Below are 22,331 nucleotides of genomic sequence, written 5' to 3'. Positions count from 1 at the left end.
ACGATGTTCGACACAGTCCTGGTGGCCAATCGCGGCGAGATCGCCGTCCGCGTCGTCCGCACCCTGCGGGCGATGGGGGTGCGCTCGGTCGCCGTCTTCTCCGACGCGGACGCCGGGGCCCGGCACGTACGGGAGGCGGACACGGCCGTCCGGATCGGCCCGCCGCCCGCCGCCGAGAGCTATCTCCGCGCCGAACGGCTGCTGGAGGCCGCCGCCCGGACCGGCGCGCGGGCCGTCCACCCCGGCTACGGCTTCCTCGCGGAGAACGCGGACTTCGCCCGCGCCTGCGAGGAGGCCGGGCTCGTCTTCATCGGCCCGCCCGCCGCCGCGATCTCCCTCATGGGCGACAAGATCCGCGCCAAGGAGACCGTACGGGCGGCCGGGGTGCCGGTGGTGCCCGGCTCCACCGGCTCCGGCCTCGGCGACGGGGAACTGGCCGCCGCCGCCCGGGAGATCGGCATGCCGGTGCTGCTCAAGCCCTCGGCGGGCGGCGGCGGCAAGGGCATGCGGCTGGTCCGGGAGGAGTCGGCGCTCGCGGAGGAGATCGCCACCGCCCGGCGCGAGGCCCTCGCCTCCTTCGGCGACGACACCCTGCTGGTGGAGCGGTGGATCGACCGGCCCCGGCACATCGAGATCCAGGTGCTCGCCGACGGACACGGCCGGGTGATCCACCTCGGCGAGCGCGAGTGCTCCCTCCAGCGCCGCCACCAGAAGGTCGTCGAGGAGGCCCCCTCCGTCCTGCTGGACGAGCGCACCCGCGCCGCCATGGGCGAGGCGGCCGTCCAGGCGGCCCGGTCCTGCGGATACACCGGCGCGGGGACCGTCGAGTTCATCGTCCCCGGCGGCGACCCGGACTCGTACTACTTCATGGAGATGAACACCCGGCTCCAGGTCGAGCACCCCGTCACCGAGCTGGTCACCGGCCTCGACCTGGTGGAGTGGCAGCTGCGGGTCGCGGCCGGCGAACGGCTGCCGTTCGCCCAGGAGGACATCGTCCTCACCGGTCACGCCGTGGAGGCCCGGATCTGCGCGGAGGACCCCGCCCGGGGCTTTCTGCCCTCCGGCGGCCGAGTGCTGGCGCTGCGCGAGCCGCGGGGCGGCGGGGTGCGCACCGACTCGGGCCTCAGCGTGGGCTCGGAGGTCTCCAGCCGCTACGACCCGATGCTCGCCAAGGTCGTCGCCCACGGCCCCGACCGCCCCACGGCCCTGCGCCTGCTGCGCGCCGCGCTCGCCGAAACGGTCACCCTCGGCGTCCCGACCAACGCGGGCTTCCTGCGCAGGCTCCTCGCCCACCCCGACGTCGTCTCCGGCGAGCTGGACACCGGGCTGGTGGAGCGCGAGGCCGCCGGTCTGCTCCCGTCGGGCGTCCCGGACGAGGTGTACGCGGCGGCCGCGGCCGTCCGGCTGGCGGCGCTGGCCCCCGCGCCGGACGCGAACGGCTGGACGGACCCGTTCTCCGTCCCCGGCGGCTGGCGGCTGGGCGGGACCCCGGCCCCGCCCGCCTTCCCGCTGGCGGCCCCGGGGGCCGAGCCGGTCGCCCGCCGGGCCCCGGCCGAGTTCGACGTCACCCCGGACACGGTCGCCGTCACCGTCGACGGGCTCGTCCACACCTTCCACCGCGCGGGCGAGTGGCTCGGCCGCGACGGCGACGCCTGGCGGGTGAGCGACCACGACCCGGTCGCCGCCGCCCTCGCGGGCGCGGCCCGCGCCGGGGCGGACACCCTGGCCGCGCCCATGCCCGGCACCGTCACCGTGGTCAAGGTGGCCGTCGGGGACGAGGTGGCCGCCGGACAGAGTCTGCTGGTGGTGGAGGCGATGAAGATGGAGCACGTCATCTCCGCGCCGCACGCCGGGACCGTCACCGAGCTGGACGTGGCCCCCGGCTCCACCGTCGCCATGGACCAGGTGCTGGCCGTGCTCGCGCCCCGGGACGAGAAGGACGGGGACGGTCCCTCGGCCGGGAGCCCGCCGCCCGCCGGCGCCGTACGCCCGGATCCGCCCGAGAAGCCCGCAGCGCCCGAGGAGCCCCGCCATGACTGACGGACTGCCCATGCGGTTCCCCGCGCCGGGCCTCCCGCCCCGGGTCCGCGTCCACGAGGTCGGCCCCCGCGACGGCCTCCAGAACGAGAAGACGATCGTCCCCACCGAGGTCAAGGCCGAGTTCGTGCACCGGCTCGCCGCCGCCGGGCTGACCACGATCGAGGCCGCGAGCTTCGTCCGCCCCGACTGGGTCCCCCAGCTCGCCGACGCCGAGGAGCTGTACCCCCGCCTGGCCGGTCTGGACGGCGTCGCGCTCCCCGTCCTCGTGCCGAACGAACGCGGGCTGGACCGCGCGCTCGCCCTCGGGGTCCGCCGGATCGCCGTCTTCGGCTCCGCCACCGAGACCTTCGCGCGCGAGAACCTCAACCGCACCGTCGCCGAGTCGCTCGCCATGTTCGCGCCGGTCGTCGCCCGGGCGAAGGCCGAGGGCGTCCATGTGCGCGGCTATCTCTCCATGTGCTTCGGCGACCCGTGGGAGGGTCCGGTCCCCGTCGACCGGGTCGTCGCGGTCGCCAGATCGCTCTACGAGCTGGGCTGCGACGAGCTGTCCCTCGGCGACACCATCGGCGCCGCCACCCCCGGCCATGTCCGCGCCCTGCTGCTCGGGGTGAACGCGGCGGGGGTGCCCACCCCCGCGCTCGGGGTGCACTTCCACGACACCTACGGCCAGGCGCTGGCCAACACCCTCGCCGCGCTGGAGCACGGGGTGAGCACCGTGGACGCCTCGGCGGGCGGCCTAGGCGGCTGCCCGTACGCGCGCAGCGCCACCGGGAACCTCGCCACCGAGGACCTCGTGTGGATGCTCCACGGCCTCGGCGTCGAGACCGGCGTCGACCTCGCGGGCCTCACCGCCACCAGCGTGTGGCTCGCCGGGCGGCTGGGCCGCCCCAGCCCCTCCCGTACCGTTCGCGCGCTCTCCCACAAGGAGTGACTCCCCATGTCCCTGGACCACCGGCTCACCTCGGAGCACGACGAACTCCGCCGGACCGTCGAGCAGTTCGCCCACGATGTGATCGCGCCGAGGATCGGCGAGCTGTACGAGCGCCATGAGTTCCCCTACGAGATCGTCGCCGAGATGGGCCGGATGGGGCTCTTCGGACTGCCCTTCCCGGAGGAGTACGGCGGGATGGGCGGCGACTACCTCGCCCTCGGCATCGCGCTGGAGGAGCTGGCCCGGGTCGACTCCTCGGTGGCGATCACCCTGGAGGCCGGGGTCTCGCTCGGCGCGATGCCGCTCCACCGCTTCGGCACCGAGGAGCAGAAGCGCGAGTGGCTGCCCCGGCTCTGCTCCGGCGAGGCGCTCGGCGCGTTCGGGCTGACCGAGCCCGGGGCCGGCTCCGACGCGGGCGGCACCCGGACCACCGCCGTCCGCGACGAGGCGGCGGGCGAGTGGGTGATCAACGGCTCCAAGTGCTTCATCACCAACGCGGGCACGGACATCACCGCCCTGGTGACCGTCACCGCCGTCACCGGCCGCACCCCCGAGGGCAAGCCGCTGATCTCCTCGATCATCGTCCCCTCCGGCACCCCCGGCTTCACCGTCGCCCCGGCCTACTCCAAGGTCGGCTGGAACGCCTCGGACACCCGTGAGCTGTCCTTCGACGGGGTACGGGTGCCGCTGGCCAATCTGGTCGGCGCGGAGGGCCGGGGGTACGCCCAGTTCCTGCGCATCCTCGACGAGGGCCGGATCGCGATCTCCGCGCTGGCGACGGGGCTCGCCCAGGGCTGTGTGGACGAATCGGTGGCCTACGCCAAGGAGCGGCACGCCTTCGGCCGGCCGATCGGCGACAACCAGGCCATCCAGTTCAAGATCGCCGACATGGAGATGCGGGCGCACATGGCCCGGGTCGGCTGGCGGGACGCCGCCTCCCGGCTGGTGCGGGGCGAGCCCTTCAAGAAGGAGGCGGCCCTCGCCAAGCTGTACTCCTCGACGATCGCCGTGGACAACGCCCGGGACGCCACCCAGATCCACGGCGGCTACGGCTTCATGAACGAGTACCCGGTGGCCCGGATGTGGCGCGACTCCAAGATCCTGGAGATCGGCGAGGGCACCAGCGAGGTCCAGAGAATGCTGATCGCCCGCGAGTTGGGGCTCACGGGCTGACAGCCGCGCGACGGCCCCCGGTCCGCTCCCGGCGAGGAGCCCGGACCGGCGAGCCGTCGGAGCGGGCTCCTCGCCGGGAGGAGCCCCGTACCCCCGGCCGGTCTCACGCCCGGGGGCGGGCCGTCCTCACGCGCCGGTACGCAGCGCCCGGCGCGGGCGGAGGTCCGGCTCTCAGACCTCGTCCCACGGCACGGTCGGCGATTTGTAGTACGTGATCCCCATCGCCTCCCAGCGCCCCGCCTGCCCCGCCAGCCGCAGCCGGAACTCGTCCCACTCTCCGCCCGAGGACCAGCCGCGCTCCGCCGTGCTCAGCAGCCTCGGGAAGGCCATGTACTCCAGCTGCTCGGTGGTCTCCAGGGTCTCCGTCCAGACCGGGGCCTCCACGCCCAGCACCGCTTCCCGGGGGACCCCGTCCAGATAGGCGGCCGGGTCCCAGTCGTAGGAGCGGTCCACCTCCACCAGACCGGCCCACTTCAGGCCCAGCTCCTCCTCGGCGGTGTACTTGTGGTCGAGGTAGGTGCGGTCCGCCGGGGAGAGGATCAGCCGCACGCCCTGGCCCACCAGCCCGAGCACCCCGGCCCGCTCGGCGGCCGAGGTGTCGTCGTACCCCCAGTACTGCGCCACCGCGCCCGGCGCGGGCCGGGCCCCCGCCAGCTGGTGCCAGGCGACCACGGTCTTGCCGTACTTGGCGACCACGGCCTGCGCCTTCTCCATGAAGACCGCGTAGTCCTCCTGGCTGGTGGCGTCGGCCTCGTCCCCGCCGATGTGGAGGTACTCGCCCGGGGTCAGCTCCGCGATCTCGCGGATCACATCGTCCACGAAGTCGTAGGTGATGTCCTTGCCCACGGTGAGCGAGCTGAAGCCGACCTCCACCCCGGTGTGGATCTCGGACGTCTCGCCCTCCGGGTTCAGCTCCGGGTAGGAGGCGAGCGCGGCGGCGGTGTGCCCGGGGAAGTCGATCTCGGGGATCACCTCCAGATGGCGGGAGGCCGCGTACCGGACGATCTCCCGGTAGTCGTCCTTGGTGTAGAACCCGCCGCTTCCGCCGCCGACCGCCGTGACCGCGCCGACGGACGTCAGCTTCGGCCAGGAGTCGACGGCTATCCGCCAGCCCTGGTCGTCGGTGAGATGCAGATGCAGCTTGTTGATCTTGTACAGGGCCAGCTGGTCGACATAGCGCTTGATCTGCTCGACGGTGAAGAAGTGCCGGGCCACATCGACCATCGCGCCCCGGTAGGCGTACGCGGGCACATCGGTGATCGTGCCCCGCGGGACCGTCCACGGCCCCGGCTGCGCGGTGTCCTTCTCCACGGCGGCCGGGAGCAGCTGACGCAGCGTCTGGACGGCGTGGAAGAGCCCGGCGGGCTCCCGGGCGGTGAGGGTCACCGAGGCGTCCGAGGACTCCAGCCGGTATCCCTCCGCCCCCAGCGCGCTCTCCGCCGCGTCCAGCCGCAGCCGGACGCCGTCCGCGCCGTCCTCGGAGGTGACGGGCAGCGGATGGCCGGTGGACGGGCGCAGCAGCCCGGCGAGGTACTCGCCGACGGCGCGCGCGTCGTCGGATTCGCCCACCCGGATCGCGGTGTCGGCGGTGAGGGTGTGCACCCCCGCCGCGGGCTCCACGGAGGAGGGCGCGGGCACGACCCGGCCGAGCGCGGGGGTGCGGGCCGGGGACTCGCCCCCGCCGGCGGCGGGCCCGTCGCCGGAGCCCTGACCGTCCCCGCCTCTGCCGCCTCTGCCCCGGCCGCCGCCGTCGATGGAGCAACTCATGCCGACTCCGGCGACGAGGAGCAGTGCGCCGAAGAGGCGGGGAAGCGTGGACAGTCTCACGGGCCGAGTCCCTTCACCGGGCGCCGCGCCTGAGGACGCCCATTGTGACCATGGTGCCTTCGACCGGGCTCAAGGTATAGACCACTACGGCATTTCGGGCGGCCCCCGCCCCACTCTTGCGGGTGAAAGAATCGCCCCATGGCGGAAATCATCCAGAAGGACGGCACCTGGACCTTCGACGGGGACACCGTGCGCGTGGTGCCGGGGGCGGACAAGAACGTGAGTCCGCTGCGCAAGTCCCTCGGCGAGCTGGCCGTACCGCTGGCGGCGCTCTCGGGGATCTCCTACGAGCCGGGCAAGAAGGCCGGGCGGCTGAGACTGCGGCTGCGCGACGGGGCCGATCCGCTGCTCCAGATCACCGGCAACAAGCTGGGCGACAGCTCCGACCCGTACCGGCTGACCGTGGAGAACGACCGGACCGGGGTCGCCGAGTACTTCGTGGACGCCGTGCGCGACGCGCTGCTGCTGGAGCAGATCCCCGCCGGCCCGGTCGACCGCTATCTGCTGCCCGGACCGGCGCTGCCGATCTCGGTCGGCGCGGGCGACGGCACGGTCGCCTTCGACGGGGAGCGGATCCGGCTGTCGTGGAACTGGAAGACCGAGGAGTCCAAGGCCTCGGGCGGGCCCCGGGTGCTGGCCCTGGAGGATGTGGAGGCGGTCGAGTGGCTGCCGTCGTCGGGGCTGGAGAACGGCGCGCTGCGGTTCGGCGTGACCCGCGCCCCGACCACCGCCCCGGCCAAGTACGACCCGTACTCGGTGGAGCTGTGGGGCTTTCGCAAGGATCCGCTGATGGCGCTGGTCGGCGCGGCGGTCGTGGCCCGGATGCCCCATCCGTACGGCCCGGTCGAGCAGACCCCGGGCGCGCCGGCCGAGGCCCCTCCCGAGGCGGCGGGCCCCGGCGCCGGGCCGCGCGGGGGCGACGGGGACCATGACGCGCTGCTGCGCCGGCTGCGGGAGCTGGGCGAGCTGCGGCAGAGCGGAATCCTCACCGACGAGGAGTTCGCCGCCGCCAAACAGGCGATCCTCCGACAGATGTAGCGTCCTTCCTGCCCGGAATCGGGCAGGATTCTTGCAATAGCAGCGTTTCGCCCCTCAATATCGACGAGTGCTCGAACATCATCGAACCGGTCGCCCGCCACCCTCGGCCACCGCCTCCCCGGCGGACCGCGCGCACGACGACCTCATAGACCATCTGGTCCGCAGCACCGCGCTCCGACGCGGCGAAGCGGCCCGGGTGGTGCTCGATGTGCTCGCGTACTTCGACGAGAGAACCGAGGACTACGTCCGCCGCCGGCACCGGGAACTGCAGTCCGGCGGCCTGGCGAATCCGGAGATCTTCGAGCGGATCGCGGCCGAGCTGCCGCACCGCGCCGTGTCGCCGCCGGAGCTGTCGCTCCGCCAGCTGCGCCGCATCGTCTACGGCTGAGCCGGCCGGCCCGGCCCGCCCGCGACGGACGGCCGGCGGGGCGGCCCTCACCGCCCCGCCGGCCCCGCGCACAGCGCACGGCACACCACCACCCACGCCCGGACGGCCTTGTGCGAGGCCGTCGACCGGGCGCCCGAACGACCCACGGACGACTTACGGAGGGGTTCGACCTCATGTGCGGAATTGTCGGATACATCGGCAGGCGTGATGTGGCACCACTGTTGCTGGAGGGACTCCAGCGGCTGGAGTACCGGGGGTACGACTCCGCCGGCATCGTGATCACCGGCCCCCGGTCCGCCGGGCTGAAGCTGGTCAAGGCCAAGGGCCGGGTCCGCGATCTGGAGGCCAGGGTCCCCAAGCGCTTCACCGGGACCACCGGCATCGCCCACACCCGCTGGGCCACCCACGGCGCGCCGAGCGACGAGAACGCCCACCCCCACCTCTCCCCCGACGGCCGGGTCGCGCTCGTCCACAACGGCATCATCGACAACGCCGCCGAACTGCGCGTCCGGCTGGAGTCCGACGGCGTCGTCTTCGCCTCCGAGACCGACACCGAGGTGCTCACCCATCTCATCGCCCGCGCCCCCGCCGACACCCTGGAGGAGAAGGTCCGCCAGGCGCTGAAGCTGATCGAGGGCACCTACGGCATCGCCGTGATGCACGCGGACTTCGGCGACCGGATCGTCGTCGCCCGCAACGGCTCCCCCGTCGTCCTCGGCATCGGCGAGAAGGAGATGTTCGTCGCCTCCGACGTCGCCGCGCTGATCGCCCACACCCGCCAGATCGTCACCCTGGACGACGGCGAGATGGCCACCATCAAGGCCGACGACTTCCGTACGTACACCACCGAGGGCTCGACCACGACGGCCACGCCGACCACCGTGGAGTGGGAGGCCGAGTCGTACGACATGGGCGGCCACGAGACCTATATGCACAAGGAGATCTCCGAGCAGGCGGACGCCGTGGACCGGGTGCTGCGCGGCCGGATCGACGACCGCTTCGCCACCGTGCATCTCGGGGGGCTCAATCTGGACCCGCGCGAGGCCCGCTCCATCCGCCGGGTGAAGATCCTCGGCTGCGGCACCTCGTACCACGCGGGAATGATCGGCGCGGGGCTCATCGAGTCCCTCGCCCGGATCCCGGCGGACGCCGAGCCGGCCTCCGAGTTCCGCTACCGCAATCCGGTGGTGGACCCCGACACCCTCTATGTGGCCGTCTCCCAGTCGGGCGAGACCTACGACGTGCTCGCCGCCGTCCAGGAGCTGAAGCGCAAGGGCGCGCGGGTGCTGGGCGTGGTCAATGTGGTCGGCTCCGCGATCGCCCGCGAGGCGGACGGCGGGACCTATGTGCACGCCGGGCCCGAGGTCTGCGTGGTCTCCACCAAGTGCTTCACCAACACGGTGGTCGCCTTCGCGCTCCTCGCGCTGCATCTGGGCCGGATCCGGGACCTCTCGGTCTCCGAGGGCCGGCGGATCATCGAGGGGCTGCGCAGGCTCCCCGAGCAGATCACCGAGATCCTGGAGGCCGAGGCCGACATCAAGAAGCTGGCGGAGGAGTACGCGGGGGCCCAGTCGATGATGTTCATCGGCCGGGTGCGGGGCTATCCGGTGGCCCTGGAGGCGTCGCTGAAGCTCAAGGAGATCTCCTACATCCACGCCGAGGCGTATCCGGCGTCCGAGCTGAAGCACGGGCCGCTGGCGCTGATCGAGCCCGCGCTGCCGACGGTGGCGATCGTGCCCGACGACGAGCTGCTGGAGAAGAACCGCGCGGCGCTGGAGGAGATCAAGGCCCGCAGCGGCCGGATCCTCGCGGTGGCCCACCGGGAGCAGGAGAAGGCCGACCACACCATCGTCGTACCGAAGAACGAGAACGAGCTGGACCCGATCCTGATGGGCATTCCGCTCCAGCTCTTCGCCTACCACACGGCGCTGGCGATGGGCCGGGACATCGACAAGCCGCGCAATCTGGCGAAGTCCGTCACCGTCGAATGACCGGCGCTCTCGCGCCCTGAGCGCCATGGTCCCCCCGCACGCCGCCGTCGGGGCGTGCGGGGGGCCGGGTCGGCCGGCACGCGGCCCAGTGCGCGCCGGCCCGCGCGGCCTCAGCCGGTGGCCGTCACTCCCCGGCCGGCGGCGCGTGCGCCGGACACCGTCCGCCGACCGCCCGTCTCCGCACCGGAGTACGGGAGCTCCGGCGCGGCCGCCGGGACCGCGCGCCGAAGCGGCCGCGCTTCCCCCAAGACGTCCTCACGCACGGCGGACTCCCCTCCAGAACCGGTGCTGACACGGCGTCGCACGACGGGCCGACGACCGTTATGTACCCTTCACCGGCGCACAACGCACCTCTACGGATGAGTAGTTTCCCCGTCCGCCCGCCGAGTTGACCGAGCGTCATACGCCACGCAGAGGAGGGTCCGCCGGGGCGGGGCCGCGCACGGCGCGCGGTGCTGCGGGGCCGTGGGCCGTACGGGGCCGGGGCTACGGGATGACGACGACGGGGCGCTGGGCGCGCCGCGCGAGCCGTCCGGCCACCGAGCCGAAGATCCGGCCGACGATGCCGTGCGTGGAGCCGACCACGATCGCGTCGGCGGAGTACTCCCGGCCGACTTCCTCCAGCTCGTGACAGATGTCGCCGCCGCGCTCGACCAGGATCCACGGCACTTCCGCGAGATAGTCCGCGCAGGCCAGCTCCAGGCCGAGGACCTCGGTGCGGTGGTCGGGGACGTCCACGAAGACCGGGGGCTCGCAGCCCGCCCAGACCGTGGTGGGCAGCCGGTTGGCGACATGGACGATGATCAGTCCGGAGCCGGAGCGCCGTGCCATGCCGATGGCGTAGGCGAGCGCCCGCTCACTGGACGTGGAGCCGTCGAAGCCGACGACTACGCCGTGCCGGAACGCGGGGTCGCACGAAGGGCGTGCCTCTTCGGCCGCGCGCAGATCCGACGTGGGGTCGGCCACCTGCTTGCGGTCCGCGGGTTCGGGGATCTCGTGTCCTGCCATCGGGTTCTCGGCGAAGGAAGTCCTCAGTGGAGGGAACGACATGGCGACGGATGCGGTGTCCGGGAAGCATCTTCCCTGGCCCTACCCGTAAGGGTACGGCGACACTCCTCTCCTGCCCAGGGCCGGTCGGCCCAATCGGACGTTTCAGGGAGCATGCCCGAGGCCGTGCCGGATGGCAATGCCGCTTGGCGTGTACAGCCGTCCGCCCCCGGAGAGGCGGAGGACGGCCCGCCGGGGGCGTGCGGCGGCGCGGCGGGGGTTTTCCCGCCCGGGGCGGCCGACGGGCCGCGCAGACGGCGGCGGGGGCCGCGGCGGGCCCGGAGGCGGGCCGGGGGCCGCGGAGGGCCGCGGACCGGCTGGTCATGGACGCGGCGCGGGGCAGGGCGGCGGGGTGGAGGCGGGCCGGAGCGGGGCGGGGCGGGCCGTCCGGTGGCGGGGCGGCGCGGAGTGTCCTCGGACGGCCGCCGGGGGCTCCGGCGGCGGAATTCCGGGTGCGGAGGGGCGCCTGGGGCGACGGGTCCGGGGAGCGGCCGGACGCCCGCGCCGGGGCCTCGCGAACGGGCGGAGGCAGGGGCGATGTGGTGATCACTGTGGCAAAGTCGCACACTTCCGGCGGGCCCCGGAGGCGGTCGCGGGAGGCCGGGGGGCCGCCGGGCGCGGAGCGCGGGCGGGCGGCGGGGACGCGCCACCGTCCGGGGCGGCGGCGGAGGCCCGCGGCGACCGGCCGGTACGCCCTGTGCCGCAGTGACCGGAAGGGTCCACTCCTCGTTGGCTCCTCGGTCACCCCGCAGCCCGAGGGAGCTTCCGTGCCCGCACGCCCGTCCCCCCGCCCCCGAGCCCGCACCCGAGCGCCGTCCGGTGGCCGGTACGCGGGCCCCGAGCAGCCCCCCGGACACCGTTCGGCCGCCCGGCGCCGGCCCGCTCCCCGCCCCTCCCCGTCCGACTCGGCGAGCGATGTGGTCCGCTGGGCGGCGTTCAGCTGTCTGCTGGTGCCCGTCGTCCTCGTGCTCTACGGGGCGTCCGTGGGCGGGGCCGCGGCCGCCGCGCTCGGTCTCGCCGCCGTGACGACCGCCTGCCGGCTGCTGCTGAGACGCTCGGAGCGCGGGGCGGCCGGGGGCCGGGCGCGGGGCGCCTCGCGCGGCCGGGGCGGCCGCCGCCCGGGGGCGTCCGGCACGGGCCGCAGACGGCGCGGCCGGCCGGTCGGCGGATCGCACCGCGGCGGTCGGCACGGCGGTGGACGGACACCCGGGGGCTGACCCATTCGCACACCCGCACCCGTATAGTTTCAGCCAACTTCGTGCTGGTACCCATCCCTTGGGGAAATGGCCTGCCTACCCCCTTGTCACCAGGCAGGAAAGGACTATTCGCGTCGCTCGCACCCTACGGGGACGGGCCATGCGCGTACGGCGCACTTCCCTGCGGGGCCTGCGAGTGGAACCCTTCGTGATCGAATGCTTCGCGCCAAGTTCCTGAGCAGACATAGCGGGGCATGCCGAACTTGTCACGGCGGCGCCACGGGACGCAGTAGATTCGATCTTGAGTATCGAAGGCTCGTAACTCGTGCAAAACCGAGGGGAAACGTGCAGGAGCGAAAGGCCCGAAACGAACGGGGAGACGCGAATACCGAGGGGGGCTTAGCGTCATGAGTCAGGACTCCGCCGCACCGGAGGTTGCTCGAAAGCTCTCGGGGCGCAGGCGCCGGGAAGTCGTCGCCGTGCTGCTCTTCAGCGGCGGCCCCATCTTTGAGAGTTCCATCCCGCTCTCGGTGTTCGGAATCGACCGTCAGGACGCCGGAGTTCCTCGCTACCGACTGCTCGTCTGCGCAGGCGAGGAGGGACCGCTCCGGACCACCGGCGGTCTTGAGCTGACCGCGCCGTACGGCCTGGAGGCCATCGGCAGGGCGGGCACCGTGGTAGTACCGGCCTGGCGGTCGATCACATCACCGCCACCGCCGGAAGCGCTCGACGCACTGCGCCGGGCGCACGAGGAAGGAGCACGGATAGTAGGACTGTGCACGGGCGCGTTCGTCCTCGCCGCGGCGGGACTGCTGGACGGACGTCCGGCGACCACGCACTGGATGTACGCGCCGACACTGGCCAAGCGGTACCCGTCGGTCCATGTGGACCCCCGGGAGCTGTTCGTCGACGACGGCGATGTGCTCACCTCCGCGGGCACGGCGGCCGGAATCGACCTCTGCCTGCACATCGTGCGCACCGACCACGGCACCGAGGCCGCCGGGGCGCTCGCCCGCAGGCTGGTCGTGCCGCCGAGGCGCAGCGGCGGGCAGGAACGCTATCTGGACAGGTCTTTACCCGAGGAAATCGGGTCGGACCCGCTGGCCGAGGTCGTCTCCTGGGCGCTGGAGCATCTTCACGAGCAGTTCGACGTGGAGACGCTGGCGGCCAGGGCGTACATGAGCCGGCGGACCTTCGACCGGCGATTCCGATCCCTGACCGGCAGCGCACCGCTCCAGTGGCTGATCACCCAGCGGGTGCTTCAGGCCCAGCGGCTCCTCGAAACCTCGGACTACTCCGTGGACGAGGTCGCCGGACGCTGCGGCTTCCGGTCGCCGGTGGCCCTGCGCGGGCACTTCCGGCGGCAGCTGGGCTCGTCCCCGGCCGCCTACCGGGCGGCCTACCGGGTCCGGCGTCCCCAGGGAGACCCCTCCCCCACCTCGGTGGTGGAGTCCGTGGTGCCGCTCCAGGCCAGACGCACCGCCGCGGCGGGCATCACCGGTCACAGCGCTTCCTCGACCCTCCCTCCGGAGCTGGGGAAGCCGCCGACCGGCGCATACGCGGCAGGCCACGGCCGTCCCAGCCTGCCCGGCCAGCGGAGCGCGCCATAAGGTAGTCGCATGAACGATCGCATGGTGTGGATCGACTGCGAGATGACCGGGCTCTCGTTGACGGACGACGCACTCATCGAGGTGGCCGCACTGGTCACCGACTCGGAACTGAACGTGCTCGGAGAAGGGGTGGATGTCGTCATCCGCCCCCCGGACGCGGCCCTGGAGACCATGCCCGAGGTGGTGCGGCAGATGCACACCGCCTCGGGCCTGCTCGGCGAGCTGGCGGGCGGCACCACGCTCGCCGACGCCGAGGAGCAGGTCCTGGCCTACATCCGCCGGCATGTGAAGGAACCCCGCAAGGCTCCGCTCTGCGGGAACTCGGTGGGCACGGACCGCGGCTTCCTCGCCCGGGACATGTCCGCCCTGGAGAGCCACCTCCACTACCGGATCGTGGACGTCTCCTCGGTCAAGGAGCTGGCCCGCCGCTGGTACCCGCGGGCCTACTTCAACAGCCCGGAGAAGAGCGGTAACCACCGGGCGCTGGCGGACATCCGCGAATCCATCGCGGAGCTGCGCTACTACCGGGAGGCGGTCTTCGTGCCGCAGCCCGGGCCCGACTCGGAGACGGCGAAGTCGATCGCGGCGAGGCACGTGCTCCCCGCGGAGTGACGTCGACAGGGGTGCGGACGGGCGCTGCGTCAGGCCCGTTTCAACCCTGGCGCGAGCACCCTCCGAAACCCTGTACACTTTTCCTCGGCCGGTCAGAAAAAAGACCGGTCATGGTGGGTGTAGCTCAGTTGGTAGAGCACCTGGTTGTGGTCCAGGATGCCGCGGGTTCGAGTCCCGTCACTCACCCTGAACGATCAAGGGGCTGATCCGGTAGAACGGGTCAGCCCCTTCGTCGTACCCCGTTCCCGCGGGAACACGGGCGACCGCCCGCCCGGGGCCCCGGGGCGCTCGGCCCCGCGGCCCCGGGCTCCGCTACGAGGAGTCCCGTACGACCAGCTCCGTCGGCAGCACGATCGGCGGCCGGTCCCCCGCGCAGCCGCCGATCTCCTCCAGCAGCACCCGGGCCATCGTGCGGCCCATCTCCTCGATCGGCTGGCGGACGCTGGTGAGCGCCGGATCCATCAGGCGGGCCACCGCCGAATCGTCGAAGCCGACGAGGGCCACATCGTCCGGGATGCGGCGGCCCGCCTCGCGCAGCACCTGCCGGGCGCCCGCCGCCATCACGTCGGAGGCGGCGAAGACCGCGTCCAGCCCGGGGCGGCGCGCCAGCAGCTCCCGCATCGCCCGGCGGCCCCCCTCCTCGGTGAAGTCGGCACGGGCCGTCAGAGCGGGATCCGGGGCCAGTTCCGCCGCCTCCAGGCCCGCCGAGTAGCCCGCGAGCCGGCACTGCGCGCCGTACACGTCCAGCAGCCCGGTGATCGTCGCGATCCGGCGGCGGCCGCGGGCGGCCAGATGGGCGACCGCGCCCCGGGCGCCGGTGAAATTGTCCGCGTCGACCGCGGGGAGCGTCTCCGCGCCCGAGCGCCGGCCGCTGATCACCAGCGGCACGGACAGCTCCGCCAGCAGCTCGGGAATCGGATCGTCGGCGTGGACCGAGACCAGGAGCACCCCGTCCACCCGGTGGGCGGCCAGATACTGGGCCAGCCTGCGGCGCTCGCGGTCGCCGCCCGCCAGGGTCAGCAGCAGCTGCATCTCGGTGTCCGCGAGCGCCGCGCCCACGCCCCGGACGATCTCGGAGAAGTACGGCTCCGCGAAGAACCGGTCCTCCGGCTCGGGGACGACCAGCGCGATCGCGTCGGTGCGGTTGGCGGCCAGCGCCCGGGCCGCGCGGTTGGGCACATACCCCAGCTCGGCGACGGCGGCCTGCACGGCGGCCCGGGTGGCGTCCCTGACCCGGGGCGATCCGTTGATCACCCGGGAGACCGTGCCGCGCCCCACCCCGGCGAGGGCCGCGACCTCTTCGAGGGTGGGTCTGCCGGTGCTCCGCCCCCCGTTCTCCGTACGGATCGTCCCAGACACCGTGACCGCCTTCCCTGGCTTCCCGAATTGCGGAGAACCTTACGCCCAGGGGAGTTTGACGTTGCATCAGGTCCACGACGGGAGATCCGGGAACGGGAAAAGGCGCGTCCCGGTCGGATTGGGGGAACCGACCGGGACGCGCGGGTGGGGGGCAGGAGTTGCTCGAAGGGCGGTGCGGAAGTGCGGAAACGCTCGCCCCCGGTCGCCCGTCTCTCCGTTGTGGGGGGGGGGTGATCGCAGGGTGAACGGAGAGAGAAGCCTCGCGGAAGCGCTGTACATGAGCACGCTAGCGACCCCGGAACAGACAAAGTGACCATTCAGGACATTGGCCAGAGTTCTTAAAGTCCTCTTAAGGGCAGCATCGGAACCGATTAACCCTGAGGCCCCAAAAGGCCCCGCCGAAGCCGCGCGACAGCCCTCCCGGGGGCCGGGGCGGCCCGCCGTACCGGGGGTACGGCGGTGTGGCGGCGCGTACCGGACTACCTCCCGGAGCCGCCTCGGGAGCGGATCGGGATCCGGGAGCGCCTGCGCTCCGACTGGCGGTGGCCGCGCCGGCGCTCCCCCGGGACCGCGGCGCGCGCGTCGAGGCCGAGCCAGATCCGCACCTCGGTGCCGCCGAGGACGGAGCTGCCGATACGGACGTCCCCGCCGGTGGACTCGGCGACCCGGCGCACGATGTCCAGGCCCAGGCCGGTGGAGCCGTCCCGCCCGTTGCTGTTGCCGCGGGCCATCGCCGCCTCCGGGTCGGCGATCCCCGGCCCGGCGTCGGAGACCAGGACGATCACCGCGTCGTCGCCGTTGTGGACGTCGACCGAGAGGGCGGTGCCCTCCGGGGTGTGGCGGAAGACATTGCCGAGCAGCGCGTCGAGGGCGGCGACCAGCTCCGGGCGGGCCACCGGGATCCGTACCGGACGGTCCACCCCGGCGACCCGGACCTTGCGGCCCTCGTCCTCCGCGAGCGCCGACCAGAAGTCCATCCGCTCCCGGACCACCTCGGAGACGTCGCAGCCGGAGCCGGGGCCGACCGCCGTGGTCTGCGGCTTGGCCTCCCGGGCGGTGCGGATGATCGTGTCGACCTCGCGCTCCAGCTGCTCCACGGCGGCCCGGGTGTGGTCGGCGGCGGGGCCCTCGCCGAGCGAGGCGGCGTTCAGCCGCAGCACGGTGAGCGGGGTGCGCAGCCGGTGGGAGAGGTCGGCGGCCAGCTCCCGCTCATTGGCCAGCAGCTGGACGACCTGGTCGGCCATGGCGTTGAAGGCGATGGCGGCGGAGCGCAGTTCGGGCGGGCCCTCCTCGGGGACCCGGGCGCCCAGTTTGCCCTCGCCCAGGTCGTGGGCCGCGCCCGCGAGCCGCTGGGCGGGCTGCACCATCCGGATCCCGAGCCGGTCGGCGACGGCGACCGAGCCCACGATCAGCGCCACTCCGACGCCGGCCAGCATCAGCCAGGCGGTGGTGACGCCCTTGGAGACCTCGTCGTCGGGGATGAAGACCTCGACCAGCGCGATGCCGGAGTTGATGGCGGTGGGCTGGATCAGCGCCCAGCCGTGCGGCACCTCGGTGGTGGAGGCCCGGCCGAGCCGCTGGACGGTGGCCAGATCGGCCTGGGCGGCGCGGCGCGTCCCGATCTCGATGGAGACGCCGCCGGTCGCCTCGGACGGCGGGATGTGCACGGCCATCCGCTGGACGGATCCGGCGTGGGTGGACTGGACGGCCTTCTCCAGCTGGACCCGGTCGTTGGTGATGGAGAGGGTGGGGCTGAGGGCGGCCGCCTGCCGCTCGGCGTTGGTGAAGGCCCGGTCCCGGGCCATCTCCTTGATGACCAGACCCAGCGGAATGGCGAAGGCCACCACCACCATCACCGTGACGGCCAGGGAGACCTTGACCAGCGCCCATCTCATCTTTGATGTCCTCGTATATGTCCGGTACGGGAGTCGCCGGGCGGTTCGAGCTTCACTCCGACGCCCCGGAGAGTGTGCAGATAGCGCGGCCGGGCGGCGGTCTCGCCGAGCTTCCGCCGCAGCCAGCTGAGGTGGACGTCGATGGTCTGGTCGTCGCCGTAGCTCTGCTGCCAGACCTCGGCGAGCAGCTCCTTGCGGGGGACGACGACCCCGGGGCGTCCGGCGAGAAAGGTCAGCAGGTCGAACTCGCGGCGGGTCAGATCGAGTCCGGCGCCGTCGAGTTCGGCCTGGCGGCGCAGCGGGTCGATGGAGAGTCCGCCGACCTGGATCAGCCGGGAGGGCGGGGAGTCGCCCGCGGAGGCGCGGGAGCGGCGCAGCACCGCCGCCATCCGGGCGGAGAGGTGCTCCACGGAGAAGGGTTTGGTGAGGTAGTCGTCGGCCCCGTCGTTGAGGAGCCGGACGATCTCCGTCTCGTCGTCGCGGGCGGTGGCGATGATCACCGGTACGTCGGTGATGCCGCGCAGCATCTTCAGCGCCTCGGAGCCGTCCAGATCGGGCAGTCCGAGGTCCAGGATGACCACGTCGAACCGGAAGTGGGCGACCTCGCGGAGCGCCTCCAGGGCCGTGCCGACACTCCGTACCGTATGGGAGGCCTCCGTCAGATGCCGGATGAGGGCGGAACGTACGAACTGATCGTCCTCGACCACGAGCACACTTGCCATGAGCGGCACCGTACGCCATGCCGAGCAGCCGGGTCGCGCGGGGGAGTTGGGGCGGGGGGCCGGAATAGCTCGATCCCGTCGGGGACATAGTTGGGGCGGGTGGTGCAAGATGGGGCCGATGCGTAGAGGACTTGTACATGCCATGGCGTGGTCGTTGGCCACCGGCGCGGCGGTCACGCTGACTTGGTGGGGCGTTCACACGGTCATGTCCGGCACCGCGTACGACCGGCCGCTGGCGGTCGAGATCGACACCGAGCCCGAGACGAAGGAACCGACGAAGGAGCAGGGCTCCTCGACGAAGCGGCCGCCGAGCCCCACGTCGAAGCCCAGCGCCCAGCCGCCCGTGAGTTCGCCGGGACCGTCGAGCCAGGCCGTGCCCGAGCCGTCGGCCACGGCGTCGAAATCGGCCTCGGTCGCGGGCGAGAAGACGCCCATGGCGTCCGGCTCTCCGCAGACCGCGAAGTCGGCCGGCACGGTGAAGTCGTACACCGTGGACGGCGGCCGGGTGGTGTTCGATCTCGGCGAGAAGTCGGCGGAGCTGGTGTCGGCGACGCCCAACGCGGGCTGGCAGATGGACGTGTGGAAGCAGGACTTCTGGATCCGGGTGACCTTCACCAAGGACGGCCGTGAGGTGTCGGCGTACTGCACCTGGCACGGCGGCCGGCCGACGGTCGTCTTCGACGACCGCTGAGGCGGCCGGCCCCGGTCACCGCCGGGGGACGGTCACTGGAAGGCGGTCGGCGGGGGCGCGGGCGAGGGTTTCGCGTCGGCGTCGGTGACGACGGCCGCGCCGCCGGTGAAGTCGATGAGCGCCCTGCCGTGTTCGACGCGCCCGGGGTGCGGGTCGCTCGCCACCCGTCGGGTGAACTCGGCGACCGGCAGGGCGGTGTCGGAGGCGAGCAGCACCGCGTTGCCGAAGCGCCTGCCGCGCAGCACGGTGGGGTCGGCCGCCAGGGCCAGTTCGGGGAAGACCGTCGCGGCGGTGGCGACCTGGGCGCGCAGATGCGCGAGCGGCGGGCCGTCGGCGAGATTGGCGGCGTAGAGCCCGCCGGGGCGCAGCACCCGGCGGACCTCGGCGAGGAACTCCGCGCTGGTGAGGTGCGCGGGGGTGCGGGCGTCGCCGAACACGTCGGAGACGATGAGATCGGCCCAGCCGTCGGGGAGCTTGCCGAGCCCGGCGCGGGCGTCGGTGGACCGTACGCGGATCCGCGCGTTCGGGTCCAGCGGCAGCCGCTCGCGGACCAGCTGGACCAGCGCCGCGTCCAGCTCCACGATCTGCTGGGTGGAGCGGGGGCGGGTCGCGGCGAGATAGCGGGCGAGGGTGAAGGCGCCGCCGCCGAGATGGACGGCCTGGAGCGGCCGGCCGGGCGGCGCGGCGAGATCGATGGCGTGGCCGAGACGGCGCTGGTACTCGAAGGTGAGCACGGCCGGGTCGTCCAGATCCACATGCGACTGCGGAGCCCCGTCGATCAGCAGCGTCCACCCCCGCGCCCGCTCCGGATCCGGCACCAGCTCCGCCACCCCGCCCCCGACCCGCGCCACAACCGCCTCGACCTTCCCGCCCCCACCCGCGCGCCGCCGCTTGCTCTTCGCCATCGCTCCATTATCCCCGCAGGTGGGGGTGCCCGTCCGGGCAGGTGGGGTGGCCCTCCGGGGGCGCGGGGCGGGCGGCGGCGTGGCGTGCCGCCCGGGGGCCGCCTGCCGCCCGGGGGTGCGGGGGGCCCGGGGGTGCGGGGGTGCGGGGGCCCGGGGGGCCCGGGGGGCCCGGGGGCGCGGGGGGCCCGCCTGCCGGAGGGGGCGCGGGGTGCCCGGCCCGCCTGCCGGAGGGGGTGCGGGCGGCGGTGGGTCTGCCGCTCGGGCCCGCCTGCCGGAGAGGGGTACGGGGCGGACGGGAGGTGTCGTCGTACGGGCGGGAGCGGCGCGGGGCGCGGCCGGGGGGCCGAGTGGCGGGAGGGCGGTCCCGGGTGGAAGCCCGTGGTGGTGGGGCGACCGGGGCGGGCCCGATGGCGGAGGAACGCCCCGGTGCGGGGAGCACCGCCCGGATGGTGCGGCCGGGGCGGGTCCGGCGGGGCAGGCGGGAGGCGCGGACCGGGGCGGGGTGGTCAGCGGCGGCTGTCGGCGGCGGCGATGAGGCGGGCGGCTTCGCCGAGGGCGTGGCGGAGCACGGCGGGGTCGGTGACCTGGTCGGTGTCGTCCGGCGGGAGGAGCCAGCCGGTGCCGCGGACCGGGGGTTCGGCGGGGGTGCGCGCGGCGCGGTCCGCGGTCCGGGTGCAGGCGCTGCCGGGCAGGTCCCAGCCGTCGGCCGTGCCCGGCGGGACGAGGAAGCCGAGGGTGTCGCAGCCGCCGTCGTGCAGAACCGGCCCGACGGCGGGCGCGGCGGTGCGGCGCAGGATGTCGACGGCTTCGAGCCCCTGGCGGGCCGGGACGGTCACCAGATCGCAGCGGCCCCGGCCCCGGTCGCCCGGTGGGGTGCCGCCGCCGTGCCGGGCCGCGGAGATCGGTTCGGGTGTCGCGGGCGTACGGACACCGCCGAGAGCGCTGGTCTGCATGCCGGCCTCCATCACGGGGATCACTCCTCGCTCGACTGGAGGCACGGAGCGCGCCTCCAAGGTGTTCAACGGACCGGGCCGTCAAGGGCTACGGCACCACACCGCCCAAAGGATGGCAGTTCATGGCAGATCGCGGCGGACTCATCCCTTTTGCGGCCAAACTGCGGTGAGAGAGGCAGTCACAGCGGGTACGGTCCCGGCGCGCCCGCCGGGAGGTCCGCGGCCGCCTGGGAGAGAGGGCTCGGCCATGGGGGCACCACCAGCGGTTCCCAACACCGCCTTCCGGCGGCTGCGCGGACAGCTCTCCCCCGGGGAGTTCGCCGCGGCCGTCCGCAAGGCCGCCCGGCAGATCGGCGAGCAGGTGTCGTGCGACGCCCGCTATGTCGGACGGGTCGAGGCGGGCGAGATCCGCTGCCCCAACTACGCGTACGAACGGGTATTCCTTCATATGTACCCGGGTCTGACCCTGGCGGATCTGGGCTTCGCGGCCCGGGAGACGGTACGGGGCGGCGGCGGACGGCCGCGCCGCCCCGTACCGGCCGAACCGGACCCGCCTTCAGAGGAGTTGACCGGACGCGGGACCGCCGCCCCCGGCGACGGCCCCGGCCACGGCGACGAGGAGACCGATGTGTTGCGTCGCGCGTTCATGACGAGCGGATCCGCCACCGTGGCGGCCGCCTCCTTCGGACTGGGCTCCGGGCTCGGCCTCGGGTCCGCGCTGCGCGCGGGCGGCGGGCAGCCCGGGGCCGTACCGGGGCAGCGGCGGGTCGGCGAGCCGGAGGTGGCCGCCGTGGAGTCGGCGGTGCGCCGGATCCGGCTGCTGGACGACCGGCACGGCGCCGACGGCCTCTATCAGCGGGCCGCCCAGCCGCTGCGGGCGGCGTACGCGCTGCTCGACTCGGGGATCTCGGCCCGGCGCTCCACGGCGGACCGGCTGCACACCGGCGCGGGCGAGCTGGCCCTCTCGGTCGGCTGGCTGGCGCATGACTCGGCCCGGTTCGAGGAGGCCCGCTCGCACTATGCGGAGGCGCTGGCGACGGCCCGGGTCGCGGGCGATCCGGCGCTGGAGGCGCACGCCTTCTCCAACACCTCCTTCCTCGCCCGGGACGCGGGCCGGCACCGGGAGGCGGTCCGCTCGGCCCAGGCCGGTCTGCGGGCCGCCCGGGACCTGGGCTCCGCCCGGCTGCTCTCGCTGCTGGCGCTGCGGGAGGCCGGGGGCTGGGCCGGTCTCGGCGACCGCGGCGAGTGCGAACACGCCCTGGCCCGGGCCCATGGGCACTTCGACCGGGGCCCGGCGGAGGCGGATCCCGAGTGGATGACGTTCTTCGGGCAGCCGGAGCTGGAGGCGCTCCAGGCGCAGTGCTGGTCCGCGCTCGGCGACTGGCACCGCGCGGCCGGCCACGCCCGCCGGGCCGTCTCGCTCCAGGACCGCCGCTTCACCCGCAATCTGGCGCTCTACCGGGCCGAGCTGGCGGTGGACCTGGCGCACGGCGGCGTCCCCGAGGAGTCGGCGGCGGCCGGGAGCCGGGTGCTGGATCTGCTGGACGGGGTCCAGTCGGCCCGTATCCGCTCGATGCTGCGCACGGCGGCGGCGGGGCTGCGGCCGTACCGGTCGGCGGAGGGGGTGCCGGAGTTCCTCGCCCGGCACGCGGACGCGGTGCGCGCCGATCCGGTACGCGGGGATTCCGTGCGCGAGGTGTAGCCGGGGCGGCGCGCTCCGGCCGCCCGGGGTTATCACCGCGGGAAGACGGAGCGCGGCACAACCATTCCGCGGCTCCGCGGGTCAAGCGACGGCACGGGGGGTTCGAACGGAACACCCCCTCGCCCCGACCCGCCGGTGTCCGACCTCTGGGGATGGCTCATGACGGCACACAGCACGGTCCGCGGCCGGCGGTCGTCACGGCAGCCGTCCGCCGCGACGCCCGCCGCGTGCCCGCCATCGGCGTGAGTTCG

General features: G+C 73.8%; 18 protein-coding genes and 1 tRNA gene. 12 read left to right on the top strand and 7 right to left on the bottom strand.

Annotated features, from left to right (window positions below; translation table 11 throughout):
• Positions 1-3: 3 nt before the first annotated feature.
• The 3 genes from ACF089_RS08900 to ACF089_RS08890 are packed head-to-tail and all read left to right on the top strand — an operon-like array spanning position 4 to position 4,144.
• Positions 4-2,040 (top strand): acetyl/propionyl/methylcrotonyl-CoA carboxylase subunit alpha, encoded by a 2,037-nt coding sequence (locus ACF089_RS08900; RefSeq protein WP_392024744.1) that lies wholly within the window; start codon positions 4-6, stop codon positions 2,038-2,040.
• Positions 2,033-2,971, top strand: a complete 939-nt coding sequence (locus ACF089_RS08895) for a hydroxymethylglutaryl-CoA lyase (RefSeq protein WP_392023824.1) — start codon at positions 2,033-2,035, stop codon at positions 2,969-2,971. The genes ACF089_RS08900 and ACF089_RS08895 overlap by 8 nt, the downstream gene beginning before the upstream one ends.
• Positions 2,972-2,977: 6 nt before the next feature.
• Complete coding sequence (locus ACF089_RS08890; RefSeq protein ID WP_392023821.1) at positions 2,978-4,144, top strand: acyl-CoA dehydrogenase family protein; 1,167 nt, start codon at positions 2,978-2,980, stop codon at positions 4,142-4,144.
• 171 nt (positions 4,145-4,315) lie between these two features.
• On the opposite strand, the gene ACF089_RS08885 is transcribed toward ACF089_RS08890, so the two are convergent.
• On the bottom strand, positions 4,316-5,911 hold the full coding sequence (locus ACF089_RS08885; RefSeq protein ID WP_392024742.1) for a beta-N-acetylhexosaminidase: 1,596 nt from the start codon (positions 5,909-5,911) through the stop codon (positions 4,316-4,318).
• A 198-nt stretch (positions 5,912-6,109) separates the two neighbouring features.
• Between ACF089_RS08885 and ACF089_RS08880 the strand changes: the two genes are divergently transcribed.
• The 3 genes from ACF089_RS08880 to glmS all read left to right on the top strand — a co-directional run bounded on the left by ACF089_RS08880 (position 6,110) and on the right by glmS (position 9,388).
• Complete coding sequence (locus ACF089_RS08880; protein WP_392023818.1) at positions 6,110-7,009, top strand: DUF4429 domain-containing protein; 900 nt, start codon at positions 6,110-6,112, stop codon at positions 7,007-7,009.
• Positions 7,010-7,154: 145 nt separating this feature from the next.
• The gene (locus ACF089_RS08875) at positions 7,155-7,397 is read left to right on the top strand and encodes a hypothetical protein (RefSeq protein WP_392024740.1); all 243 of its coding nucleotides are present in this window, start codon (positions 7,155-7,157) and stop codon (positions 7,395-7,397) included.
• Between the two features lie 173 nt (positions 7,398-7,570).
• The gene (gene glmS, locus ACF089_RS08870) at positions 7,571-9,388 is read left to right on the top strand and encodes a glutamine--fructose-6-phosphate transaminase (isomerizing) (RefSeq protein ID WP_392023816.1); all 1,818 of its coding nucleotides are present in this window, start codon (positions 7,571-7,573) and stop codon (positions 9,386-9,388) included.
• Between the two features lie 486 nt (positions 9,389-9,874).
• Here the strand turns inward: glmS and ACF089_RS08865 are convergent, their stop codons facing one another.
• Positions 9,875-10,396 (bottom strand): universal stress protein, encoded by a 522-nt coding sequence (locus tag ACF089_RS08865; protein WP_392023814.1) that lies wholly within the window; start codon positions 10,394-10,396, stop codon positions 9,875-9,877.
• A gap of 806 nt (positions 10,397-11,202) precedes the next feature.
• On the opposite strand from ACF089_RS08865, the gene ACF089_RS08860 reads away from it, so the two are divergent.
• From ACF089_RS08860 to ACF089_RS08845, 4 genes are all read left to right on the top strand, one after another.
• Positions 11,203-11,652 carry a hypothetical protein gene (locus ACF089_RS08860; protein WP_392023811.1) on the top strand — a complete coding sequence of 150 codons (450 nt, stop codon included), beginning with the start codon at positions 11,203-11,205 and terminating at the stop codon, positions 11,650-11,652.
• A 386-nt stretch (positions 11,653-12,038) separates the two neighbouring features.
• Positions 12,039-13,241 (top strand): GlxA family transcriptional regulator, encoded by a 1,203-nt coding sequence (locus ACF089_RS08855; protein ID WP_392023808.1) that lies wholly within the window; start codon positions 12,039-12,041, stop codon positions 13,239-13,241.
• Positions 13,242-13,250: 9 nt separating this feature from the next.
• A complete protein-coding gene (gene orn, locus ACF089_RS08850) occupies positions 13,251-13,853 on the top strand; it encodes an oligoribonuclease (RefSeq protein ID WP_392023806.1) in 603 nt (200 codons plus the stop codon).
• A 113-nt stretch (positions 13,854-13,966) separates the two neighbouring features.
• Positions 13,967-14,039: transfer RNA gene (locus tag ACF089_RS08845), tRNA-His, on the top strand.
• A 126-nt stretch (positions 14,040-14,165) separates the two neighbouring features.
• Here ACF089_RS08845 and ACF089_RS08840 read toward each other — a convergent pair.
• From ACF089_RS08840 to ACF089_RS08830, 3 genes are all read right to left on the bottom strand, one after another.
• Positions 14,166-15,200: a LacI family DNA-binding transcriptional regulator gene (locus tag ACF089_RS08840; protein ID WP_392024738.1), complete on the bottom strand. Its 1,035-nt coding sequence runs from the start codon at positions 15,198-15,200 to the stop codon at positions 14,166-14,168.
• Positions 15,201-15,691: 491 nt separating this feature from the next.
• Entirely contained in the window at positions 15,692-17,107 is a 1,416-nt protein-coding gene (locus ACF089_RS08835; RefSeq protein WP_392023804.1) for an ATP-binding protein, read from the bottom strand.
• Positions 17,104-17,829 carry a response regulator transcription factor gene (locus ACF089_RS08830; protein WP_392023802.1) on the bottom strand — a complete coding sequence of 242 codons (726 nt, stop codon included), beginning with the start codon at positions 17,827-17,829 and terminating at the stop codon, positions 17,104-17,106. Before ACF089_RS08830 ends, ACF089_RS08835 begins: the two co-directional genes overlap by 4 nt.
• A 109-nt stretch (positions 17,830-17,938) precedes the next feature.
• Here ACF089_RS08830 and ACF089_RS08825 point away from each other — a divergent pair, with 109 nt between their 5' ends.
• Positions 17,939-18,520: a hypothetical protein gene (locus ACF089_RS08825; RefSeq protein ID WP_392023800.1), complete on the top strand. Its 582-nt coding sequence runs from the start codon at positions 17,939-17,941 to the stop codon at positions 18,518-18,520.
• Between the two features lie 32 nt (positions 18,521-18,552).
• Here the strand turns inward: ACF089_RS08825 and ACF089_RS08820 are convergent, their stop codons facing one another.
• Together ACF089_RS08820 and ACF089_RS08815 are read right to left on the bottom strand one after the other, a co-directional pair.
• Positions 18,553-19,425 (bottom strand): spermidine synthase, encoded by an 873-nt coding sequence (locus ACF089_RS08820; RefSeq protein ID WP_392023799.1) that lies wholly within the window; start codon positions 19,423-19,425, stop codon positions 18,553-18,555.
• Positions 19,426-19,931: 506 nt separating this feature from the next.
• Complete coding sequence (locus ACF089_RS08815; protein WP_392023796.1) at positions 19,932-20,378, bottom strand: hypothetical protein; 447 nt, start codon at positions 20,376-20,378, stop codon at positions 19,932-19,934.
• 247 nt (positions 20,379-20,625) lie between these two features.
• Here ACF089_RS08815 and ACF089_RS08810 point away from each other — a divergent pair, with 247 nt between their 5' ends.
• Positions 20,626-22,080 carry a tetratricopeptide repeat protein gene (locus ACF089_RS08810; RefSeq protein ID WP_392023793.1) on the top strand — a complete coding sequence of 485 codons (1,455 nt, stop codon included), beginning with the start codon at positions 20,626-20,628 and terminating at the stop codon, positions 22,078-22,080.
• Positions 22,081-22,331 lie beyond the last annotated feature (251 nt).

Source organism: Streptomyces sp. NPDC014894, assembly GCF_043080985.1.
GTDB lineage: Bacteria > Actinomycetota > Actinomycetes > Streptomycetales > Streptomycetaceae > Streptomyces.
This window is presented reverse-complemented; position numbering and strand designations above follow the sequence as displayed.

Coding starts and splice junctions, on each gene's coding strand:
- ACF089_RS08900 (WP_392024744.1), top strand. CDS start 4: ATGTTCGACACAGTCCTGGTGGCCAATCGCGGCGAGATCGCCGTCCGC.
- ACF089_RS08895 (WP_392023824.1), top strand. CDS start 2,033: ATGACTGACGGACTGCCCATGCGGTTCCCCGCGCCGGGCCTCCCGCCC.
- ACF089_RS08890 (WP_392023821.1), top strand. CDS start 2,978: ATGTCCCTGGACCACCGGCTCACCTCGGAGCACGACGAACTCCGCCGG.
- ACF089_RS08885 (WP_392024742.1), bottom strand. CDS start 5,911: ATGAGTTGCTCCATCGACGGCGGCGGCCGGGGCAGAGGCGGCAGAGGC.
- ACF089_RS08880 (WP_392023818.1), top strand. CDS start 6,110: ATGGCGGAAATCATCCAGAAGGACGGCACCTGGACCTTCGACGGGGAC.
- glmS (WP_392023816.1), top strand. CDS start 7,571: ATGTGCGGAATTGTCGGATACATCGGCAGGCGTGATGTGGCACCACTG.
- ACF089_RS08865 (WP_392023814.1), bottom strand. CDS start 10,396: ATGGCAGGACACGAGATCCCCGAACCCGCGGACCGCAAGCAGGTGGCC.
- ACF089_RS08855 (WP_392023808.1), top strand. CDS start 12,039: ATGAGTCAGGACTCCGCCGCACCGGAGGTTGCTCGAAAGCTCTCGGGG.
- orn (WP_392023806.1), top strand. CDS start 13,251: ATGAACGATCGCATGGTGTGGATCGACTGCGAGATGACCGGGCTCTCG.
- ACF089_RS08835 (WP_392023804.1), bottom strand. CDS start 17,107: ATGAGATGGGCGCTGGTCAAGGTCTCCCTGGCCGTCACGGTGATGGTG.
- ACF089_RS08830 (WP_392023802.1), bottom strand. CDS start 17,829: ATGGCAAGTGTGCTCGTGGTCGAGGACGATCAGTTCGTACGTTCCGCC.
- ACF089_RS08825 (WP_392023800.1), top strand. CDS start 17,939: ATGGGGCCGATGCGTAGAGGACTTGTACATGCCATGGCGTGGTCGTTG.
- ACF089_RS08820 (WP_392023799.1), bottom strand. CDS start 19,425: ATGGCGAAGAGCAAGCGGCGGCGCGCGGGTGGGGGCGGGAAGGTCGAG.
- ACF089_RS08815 (WP_392023796.1), bottom strand. CDS start 20,378: ATGCAGACCAGCGCTCTCGGCGGTGTCCGTACGCCCGCGACACCCGAA.
- ACF089_RS08810 (WP_392023793.1), top strand. CDS start 20,626: ATGGGGGCACCACCAGCGGTTCCCAACACCGCCTTCCGGCGGCTGCGC.